Raw genomic sequence first — 421 nt, 5'->3', positions numbered from 1 at the left:
CGCCATAAACAGCGCCAAGGTTAATTAACGTTATTGAACGAGGAATAACGAATGGCACGTATCGCAGGGGTTAATATCCCAAATCATCAGCATACCGTAATCGGCTTGACAGCGATCTATGGTATTGGCCGTCCACGCTCACAGCAAATCTGTGAAGCAACGGGTGTTCTGACCACTAAAAAGGTCAAAGATCTGGACGACAACGAACTCGAAAAGCTTCGCGACGAAATCGGTAAATTCATCGTTGAAGGCGATTTGCGTCGTGAACTGTCCATGAACATCAAGCGTTTGATGGACTTGGGTTGCTATCGTGGCTTGCGTCACCGTAAAGGCTTGCCAGTTCGTGGTCAACGTACACGTACTAACGCACGTACACGTAAAGGCCCACGTAAAGCAGCGCAATCTTTGAAGAAATAATCCA

General features: G+C 47.3%; 1 protein-coding gene. It reads left to right on the top strand.

Features of this window, described 5'->3' with window-relative positions:
- Positions 1 to 51 precede the first annotated feature (51 nt).
- The gene (gene rpsM, locus KDM89_RS19970) at positions 52 to 417 is read left to right on the top strand and encodes a 30S ribosomal protein S13 (RefSeq protein ID WP_162021768.1); all 366 of its coding nucleotides are present in this window, start codon (positions 52 to 54) and stop codon (positions 415 to 417) included.
- Positions 418 to 421: the final 4 nt, after the last annotated feature.

Origin of the sequence: Cognatundibacterium luofuense (genome assembly GCF_018139685.1) — a bacterium.
GTDB lineage: Bacteria > Pseudomonadota > Gammaproteobacteria > Burkholderiales > Burkholderiaceae_D > Undibacterium > Undibacterium luofuense.
This window is presented reverse-complemented; position numbering and strand designations above follow the sequence as displayed.

What these genes read in the sequence shown, in the direction of transcription:
- rpsM (WP_162021768.1), top strand. Translation starts at nt 52, where the DNA reads ATGGCACGTATCGCAGGGGTTAATATCCCAAATCATCAGCATACCGTA.